Origin of the sequence: Bacillus haikouensis, assembly GCF_013179555.1 — a bacterium.
Lineage (GTDB): Bacteria > Bacillota > Bacilli > Bacillales > Bacillaceae_B > Rossellomorea > Rossellomorea haikouensis_A.
The window spans coordinates 1-6,684 of record NZ_JABMCR010000226.1; the positions used below are offsets into that span (position 1 = coordinate 1).

Annotated in this window: 6 protein-coding genes; all 6 read right to left on the bottom strand. The window is 45.9% G+C overall.

What is annotated here, in order from left to right; all coding sequences use genetic code 11:
- Positions 1-179: 179 nt before the first annotated feature.
- Complete coding sequence (locus HP456_RS17835; RefSeq protein ID WP_172253607.1) at positions 180-413, bottom strand: twin-arginine translocase TatA/TatE family subunit; 234 nt, start codon at positions 411-413, stop codon at positions 180-182.
- 21 nt (positions 414-434) lie between these two features.
- Positions 435-1,868, bottom strand: coding sequence for an alkaline phosphatase PhoX (locus HP456_RS17840; RefSeq protein WP_246289216.1), 1,434 nt, complete (start codon positions 1,866-1,868; stop codon positions 435-437).
- Complete coding sequence (gene tatC, locus HP456_RS17845; RefSeq protein WP_172253608.1) at positions 1,865-2,629, bottom strand: twin-arginine translocase subunit TatC; 765 nt, start codon at positions 2,627-2,629, stop codon at positions 1,865-1,867. The genes HP456_RS17840 and tatC overlap by 4 nt, the downstream gene beginning before the upstream one ends.
- 27 nt (positions 2,630-2,656) lie before the next feature.
- Positions 2,657-4,411 carry an alkaline phosphatase PhoD gene (gene phoD, locus HP456_RS17850; RefSeq protein ID WP_172253609.1) on the bottom strand — a complete coding sequence of 585 codons (1,755 nt, stop codon included), beginning with the start codon at positions 4,409-4,411 and terminating at the stop codon, positions 2,657-2,659.
- A gap of 747 nt (positions 4,412-5,158) precedes the next feature.
- On the bottom strand, positions 5,159-5,524 hold the full coding sequence (locus HP456_RS17855; RefSeq protein ID WP_172253610.1) for a hypothetical protein: 366 nt from the start codon (positions 5,522-5,524) through the stop codon (positions 5,159-5,161).
- Between the two features lie 384 nt (positions 5,525-5,908).
- Positions 5,909-6,514: a hypothetical protein gene (locus HP456_RS17860; protein WP_172253611.1), complete on the bottom strand. Its 606-nt coding sequence runs from the start codon at positions 6,512-6,514 to the stop codon at positions 5,909-5,911.
- Positions 6,515-6,684 lie beyond the last annotated feature (170 nt).

Sequence of the window (6,684 nt, forward strand, 5' to 3'; positions counted from 1 at the left end):
AATACATCGAGGCAAAGGGAAAGAGATTTGATGAAACGAATAAACGGCTGAGAGAAGCTTTTGGGGAAAATAAAAGTCGGAAGATATGAAGGAACAAGAGACTAATAATTTGTTCTTGTGGAAAGGTTCATTAGGAAACGCCCAGAGTAATAAACCCTGGACGTTTTTTTGCGATGAATTCAGCTGCCTGTATGCTGTTTTTCTTTTTCCACGGCTTTCAGTCTTTGACCTTCGTCTGCAGAAGTTGTCTTCTCTTGCTCGTTTCCGTTGATTAAATCACTGGTAGCACTTTTGAATTCTTTCAATGTACTTCCGAATGCGCGTCCGATTTCCGGTAGTTTGGAAGGGCCAAAAATGATCAACGCGATCACTAGTACAAGAATTAATCCTGGGATTCCGATGTTTGTTAACATATTTTTCGCCTCCTGTTGGTTTTATAGAATGGGCATGCCATGGCGCTCGAATGCTGCTGCTTCTAAGTCTGACATTCCCTGTACTTCCGCAAACGCCGATAGTTTGTCAGAAATGTTCGGTGCGTAGGCAGCCGGCGGAGCAGCATGGCCCATCAGCCTTCTGCGGGCTGCATTTTTTCTGGCGAATGGTCCCCAGATTGCAAAGGTCATCCCGGGTGATTGAATATTAATGAAGAACGTTCGGCCGTCTGTAGAGAACGTTGGCCCTGCAAGCTCGGAGTCGTTCACTTTATTTTCTGCGAACACGTATGTTTCGCCTTCTGGTGTCATTCCGATGACACGATCGACACCGCCTCCGTCTTCAGCAATCCATAGATCTCCCCAAGGGGTGATGCAAATATTATCAGGCATCTCTAAATCATTTTGCGCAGTAGATTCATAGAATAGCTCCAGTGTATTGGTCGCCGGGATATAGCGGTACACACGGCCCAAGTCTTTATTTCCAGCCGATGTATCATCAAACCAGAACACGCCGCCTTCAAAATAAGCTCCCTCCAGCCGGCTGAAAGCAATGCAACCTTTTCTGCCTGCATCGAGGGTCGGTTTTTCCGGATCTACATCTTTCCATACAATCCCGAATTTCTGACCTGTGTGGAAATGGCTTGTTTCGTCTCTGCTCATCTCTTCGAAGGCTGCCGCTTGAAGCTTTCCGCCTTTTTGCAGGGCACCGACCTTTTGACTGCGGTCGTTGGGCAGGTAGCGATACAAGTAACTGGGACCGGCGTCTTCGGTTAAATAGACGATCCCTGTGGCCGGATCAATCGCCGTGGCTTCATGGGAAAAGGCACCCATGTCACGGATCGGGGTTTTCGAGATGTTGTTTTCAGGGTCGTTCGGATCTACTTCAAACACATAGCCATGACCTTCCTCCAGCGTTTCTTCACAAGTGAGCCATGTCCCCCATGGAGTAGACCCGCCTGCACAATTACGGATGGTGCCGGAAGAAGAGACGTATTCTTTCCTTACTTTGCGGTCAGGGCCGACGACTAAGGAAGTGGTCCCGCCCGTTTCTTCACGGCGGTAAGGATTTTTCCCAATCACGGGGTATTTGCTATTTCCGCTCAATTCATGGTTTCTTACGAGAATGGTAGAGTTATGTGCGCCTGTATAGGCGGCCATCCCGTCGAACTTGGCAGGGACAGGTCTGCCGTCCGATAAAGATCTGCCTTCCTCTGAAATAATCCGGTATTGGAAACCGCGGGGAAGGTCCATCACTCCGCCCGGGTCTTTGACGAGAGGACCATAACCGCCGGCTGCATTCCGGTTTTTGGATGTTCCGGCAAATACTTTATCCCCACCGAGAGACATGATTCCAGTCGTACCCAGGGCAAGCGCAGCTGTGCTGATTCCGCTTGCTTTCAGAAAGTCTCTTCTGTTCATATCGTGTTTATTCAAGTCCTTTCACTCCTTAATACTAAATTTTCTTGAGCTGCACCTGACTCCGCCGAACGGGAAGCGCGCTTCTTATAAACAATCGTTGAACATGTAATGCTGATTTCATATAGAAGGAGAAGCGGCAGGATGACCAGTACATCCGAAAGGAAATCCGGCGGTGTAATCAACACGGAAATGACTATCAGCAAAAAATAGGCTACCCTTCTTGATTTTTTCAATTTCGCCGGATCCAGAATTCCAAGTACCGTCAGAAAGACGATCACCAACGGCATTTCAAATAAAAGTCCAAAAGGTACAGTAAGGTGCAGCATAAACCGGAAGTATTTTTCCGCTGTAAACATCGTTTCAAATTGTCCAGCTGACAGGGTGGTTAAAAAATTCAGGACAATCGGAAAAAGTAAAAAATATCCGAACCCAATGCCGAAAATGAACAAAAAGAATAAGGCTGGTATGAAGCGTGACGTCACTTTTCTTTCAGTTGGACTCAGACCTGGAGCGACAAACCGCCAAATTTGATAGGCAGCGACAGGAATGGTTGCAGCCAGTGAGAAGACAGCTGCTATCATCAAGTACACCCATAAAATTTCGCTTGGTCCGAGAATCGCAAGCTTCATGTCTAAATCTCTGATCAGCCACCCGTAGATCGGTTTCACAAAAGCCAGCCCCGCTATAAGGAAACCAATAAAGGCGAGCACGGTTTTAATTGCCCGGCTCCGCAGTTCTTCCAAGTGTCCGATCAGCTGCTGGTTGCGATCATTCATGGCCTCTGCCTCCTTGATGGTGAAAGGTTAGTTCATTTGCATTTGTTTGCCTTTTTGAGCTTGTTTTTTATGGGCGCGGGCGTGCGCTTCATGACGATCGTCTTCCACCTCGGCAGACATCTGTTTCCCTTGAGGGACGGTTGACGTTGATATTTCCTTCAGTCCTTCTGCATCTTTTTCGTAAACAAATGAAGCTCTGGTCGAAATATCTGCACCGGGATTCGAGACAAATGGAACCACCCGATAATCTGCTCTCCATTGGGTCGGCGTGACATGACAGCGGACATACCCGCGATAATCGTTGAAAAATTTAATATGTTCGTTCTGGGCAAGAATACGGTCCGTATCTGCGCGCTTGTCTGCCCCGTTCCCGCCTGATGTGATCGACGTGCCGACAAACTCAGCTCCAAGCATGCTGGAAGACTGATCTTCAAAGTCTGCCAGAATATTCGAAGCCCAGCTCGCGTGCACATCACCTGTCAGGACAATCAGGTTATCCATGTCTCTCTTACGGGCAAATTCCGTGATGCGTTCCCTCGCAGGTGTGTAGCCATCCCAGCCATCCATACTGTATAAAGGCTGATCAGGGCTTGACCCATAATTTCGTTTGGCAAAAAAGATCTGCTGGGCAAGGACATTCCAGGAGGCAGTGGATTTGCCAAGATGGTCAAGAACCCATTGTTCCTGATCCCCTCCCAGCAATGTGCGTGAAGGATCCAGAGATTCTGCCGTCTGTGGAGAACTTTTATCCCCATTTGCCTGATCAGAACGATACTGACGGGAATCGAGAACCATAAAGTTAGCTAAGTTCCCATACGAAAACTGACGGTAGAGCTGCATGTCTGCTCCATGCGGCATCGAAGATCGTCTTAATGGCATATGCTCGTAGTAGGCTTGATAAGCAGCCACACGACGTTTCACGAACTCTTCCACAGACTGTCCTTTTTCAGGAATCGTGTCGGCATAGTTATTCTCCACTTCATGGTCATCCCATGTGACCACCCACGGGAATGCCGCATGAGCAGCCTGTAAATCCGCGTCTGAACGGTATTGAGCATGACGGTTACGGTAGTCCTCCAACGAACGGATTTCCGGTCCTTTATGTTTTCGTACATTCCCTGTACTTGCTACATACTCATCAGGACCATATTCATAAATGTAGTCTCCAAGATGGAAAACGAGATCAAGGTCTTCTTTGGCCATATGCTTATAGGCCGTATAATAGCCATGCTCATATTGCTGGCAGGAAGCAAAGGCAAAAGCCAGGCTTTCGACGTCTTCATTCAGTGCAGGAAGAGTTTTCGTTTTTCCAATCGGGCTGAAATCCTTGCCGACTTTGAACCGGTAATAGTACACCGTACCAGCTTCCAGATTCTCTACCTCGGCATGAACGGAGTGAGCGAGGGCCGGACTTGCCACTTCCGTACCGCGCTGGACAATATGTCGGAAATGTTCATCTTTTGCGATTTCCCATTTCACAGGAATCTTACGATCAGGCATGCCGCCGCCATTAAGCGGATCGACGGCTAAACGTGTCCATAAAACGACACCATCCGGTAGAGGATCACCAGAAGCTACCCCAAGTAAAAACGGATAATGTTGAAACCCGGGTTCTTCAGCTGACACAGAAAAACCGCCCATCGATTGAGCAATCACCACTCCTAAAGAAATGCCAGCGACTTTCCCCGCCCCTTGAAGGAAGCTGCGACGGTCGACCCCTTTATGTAAGGTCTCATCATTAAATTTTTGAATCCAACTTTCCACCGGTCTCTCATTTGTCATGCGGAAGACTCCTTTCATGAATCGATTAAATGTAACAGCTCATATTATAGGAGACCATTTTTAACTTGTTGTAAATGAATGTAAAAAGAGGATAGAACAGGAGGATCGTCATTCTTATGGAAAATGATCATTTATAGTTTGAATGGTTCATTAAATAGGAAAGATTCGACAGATTTCAGTAATTTTTGTGGGCGGTCAGGCTTAGTTTTTTTTACATGAGTGAAAAGAAAACTACATAATAGAATGAGTGTGATGGTCAAGGTTGAAGAGGGGCGGGTGAGTTTAAGGAGGCGGATAAGGTTTGGCTGCGGTTTTGGGCCATTTGTCGACTGAAGGGCGTTGTCTTTTATAGGTCTCGTTTCGATAATATCCGAAAGAATTCGATTATAACGAGGGTAACCCGGTAATGTCTCTGGACAATCGATTATAGAGGGGAGCGGCAATCCTCATTTTGATACTTCATTTTCGATATCTTTGAATCTCGATAATAAATTTGAAGAATTCCATAATAAATGAGTGAGCGGGGGGAGGAGGTAAATGGATTTTTTGTTTGATAAGGTGATTAATGGGGGGATTTGACAATCAATGACTGGTTCGGCATAGAGGGGAAATTTAAATTTAGAAGAAACATTCGAGTTTTGGATATCTTTTTATATAAAAAGACTATTTTCCTTGTTTTCGTGGTCTGGCCCCTCGGCGGGGGCCAGACTCCAAGACGTGGGCAGAGTCTGGTCCCATTTGGCATCTTTATTTTGTATTAAAATCATCAATAGCCTCAGCCGCAAGTTCAAATGCCTTTATTCTTCTTTCAATTAATGTTTTCTGAGGCCCCCCGGCTTTCGCCTTTTCGTACATGCCCTGAAGTGAAGGGAATAAACCAACCAAAACACCGCGTGCTTCTATTAATTCTTCACGGTTGTAGTCGTGAGGTCTTTGTTCCCATGCACTCTCCAACAAAGCTAAGCCGGCTTGAAGAGCGTGGAGACGCTTCTTTATAAGAGTAGTGTTCGCGCCTTTCTGAGCCATATTTTCTAAGGCATTTTCAGATTTGCGGATGGCGGATTGGAAGGCTTTGAGGGATTCTGATTTGACTTCGTTTGATACGGTTTCCATTTAGTGTTGACCTCTCTTTGTCTCTGAATTATTTTTCACCCAATCTACTACCCATAGGAGGTTTTATCGGCAGGCAGTTTCACACCAAGAATATCATTTTACGATATGTAGATGAATTGACCAAATTCTATTCGCTCCCAAAAAGACAACAATCTTCATTTCTGAAAAGTCATTAGGGCACGTCTAAGACTTAGTATCCCTCTCTCTTTATAAGTCACATGCAGGACCAATCATTATATTGTAAGCAGAATAAACAGGGGATTGTCCCCGAATCAACTACCATATTAGCGCGGCTGGGGCAGTCCGTCTGTCCGGTAACCAAACTCCTGAGCCCAAAAAATAAGGTCTGACCCCCGGTTCGCTGCCGAGAATCAGACCCTTATCTTACTTCAATTGCAACTCGATCTCATATTCCTTCATTTCAGATTCAAAGTCATCCTCCGGTCCCTGATGGCCGTTGAATTCCAGCTTGATCCACTCAATGTCTTCTGCATGGCCTCTTTCAAGGTACCAGACGATATTGCCTTCCTTGATGACACCTTTGTCGATCTCGCCGCCGATGCTGTCGGAGACCCACATGTCAGGCATATCAATTTGTTCCCCTGTGCTTGTTACGAGCACGGCCTGGTCCGGGTAGAATGTGAATTTGCCATCTGTTGTGTTTTCCATTTTGAATTTAACGCCGACTGCTGATGTTTTTGCGTTTTCATCTTCCATGGTAGGGGCTTTGTCGGTCACGACAGCTTTTTGGATTTCCATCTTCAAGCCATTGTAATCATCCGACCATTTGGCATCATTGTAGTATGTCCAGATGTCTTCTTCTTTTGCTTCTTCATCTGATTTTTCTTCTTTGCTAGAGTCACTGCCGGTTTTTGCCTCGGCTTTTTCTGTATCGTTTTTTTCTAGTTCCTCTACAGCTGAATCGCTTCCGCATGCTGCGAGCATAAGGGCTAAGGCACCTGCGAATAATAAATAAACTATTTTCTTCATAAAAAAATTCCTCCTTGTTTAAGTTCATTTGGAAATGGTGATCAATTCTGTATATTTTTAGTATAATAGGTGACCTTCTTGATTTTTCAAAAGGGGTAGAGGTTCTATTTTTCCAATGAAAAGGACAGGTTCCCTGGCAATATGAGCCTGGGTGACCTGTCCGACTCTGA

Excerpts from the sequence above, each read along its gene's own strand:
- tatC (WP_172253608.1), bottom strand. The coding sequence starts at position 2,629 with ATGAATGATCGCAACCAGCAGCTGATCGGACACTTGGAAGAACTGCGG.
- HP456_RS17835 (WP_172253607.1), bottom strand. The coding sequence starts at position 413 with ATGTTAACAAACATCGGAATCCCAGGATTAATTCTTGTACTAGTGATC.
- HP456_RS17860 (WP_172253611.1), bottom strand. The coding sequence starts at position 6,514 with ATGAAGAAAATAGTTTATTTATTATTCGCAGGTGCCTTAGCCCTTATG.
- HP456_RS17855 (WP_172253610.1), bottom strand. The coding sequence starts at position 5,524 with ATGGAAACCGTATCAAACGAAGTCAAATCAGAATCCCTCAAAGCCTTC.
- phoD (WP_172253609.1), bottom strand. The coding sequence starts at position 4,411 with ATGACAAATGAGAGACCGGTGGAAAGTTGGATTCAAAAATTTAATGAT.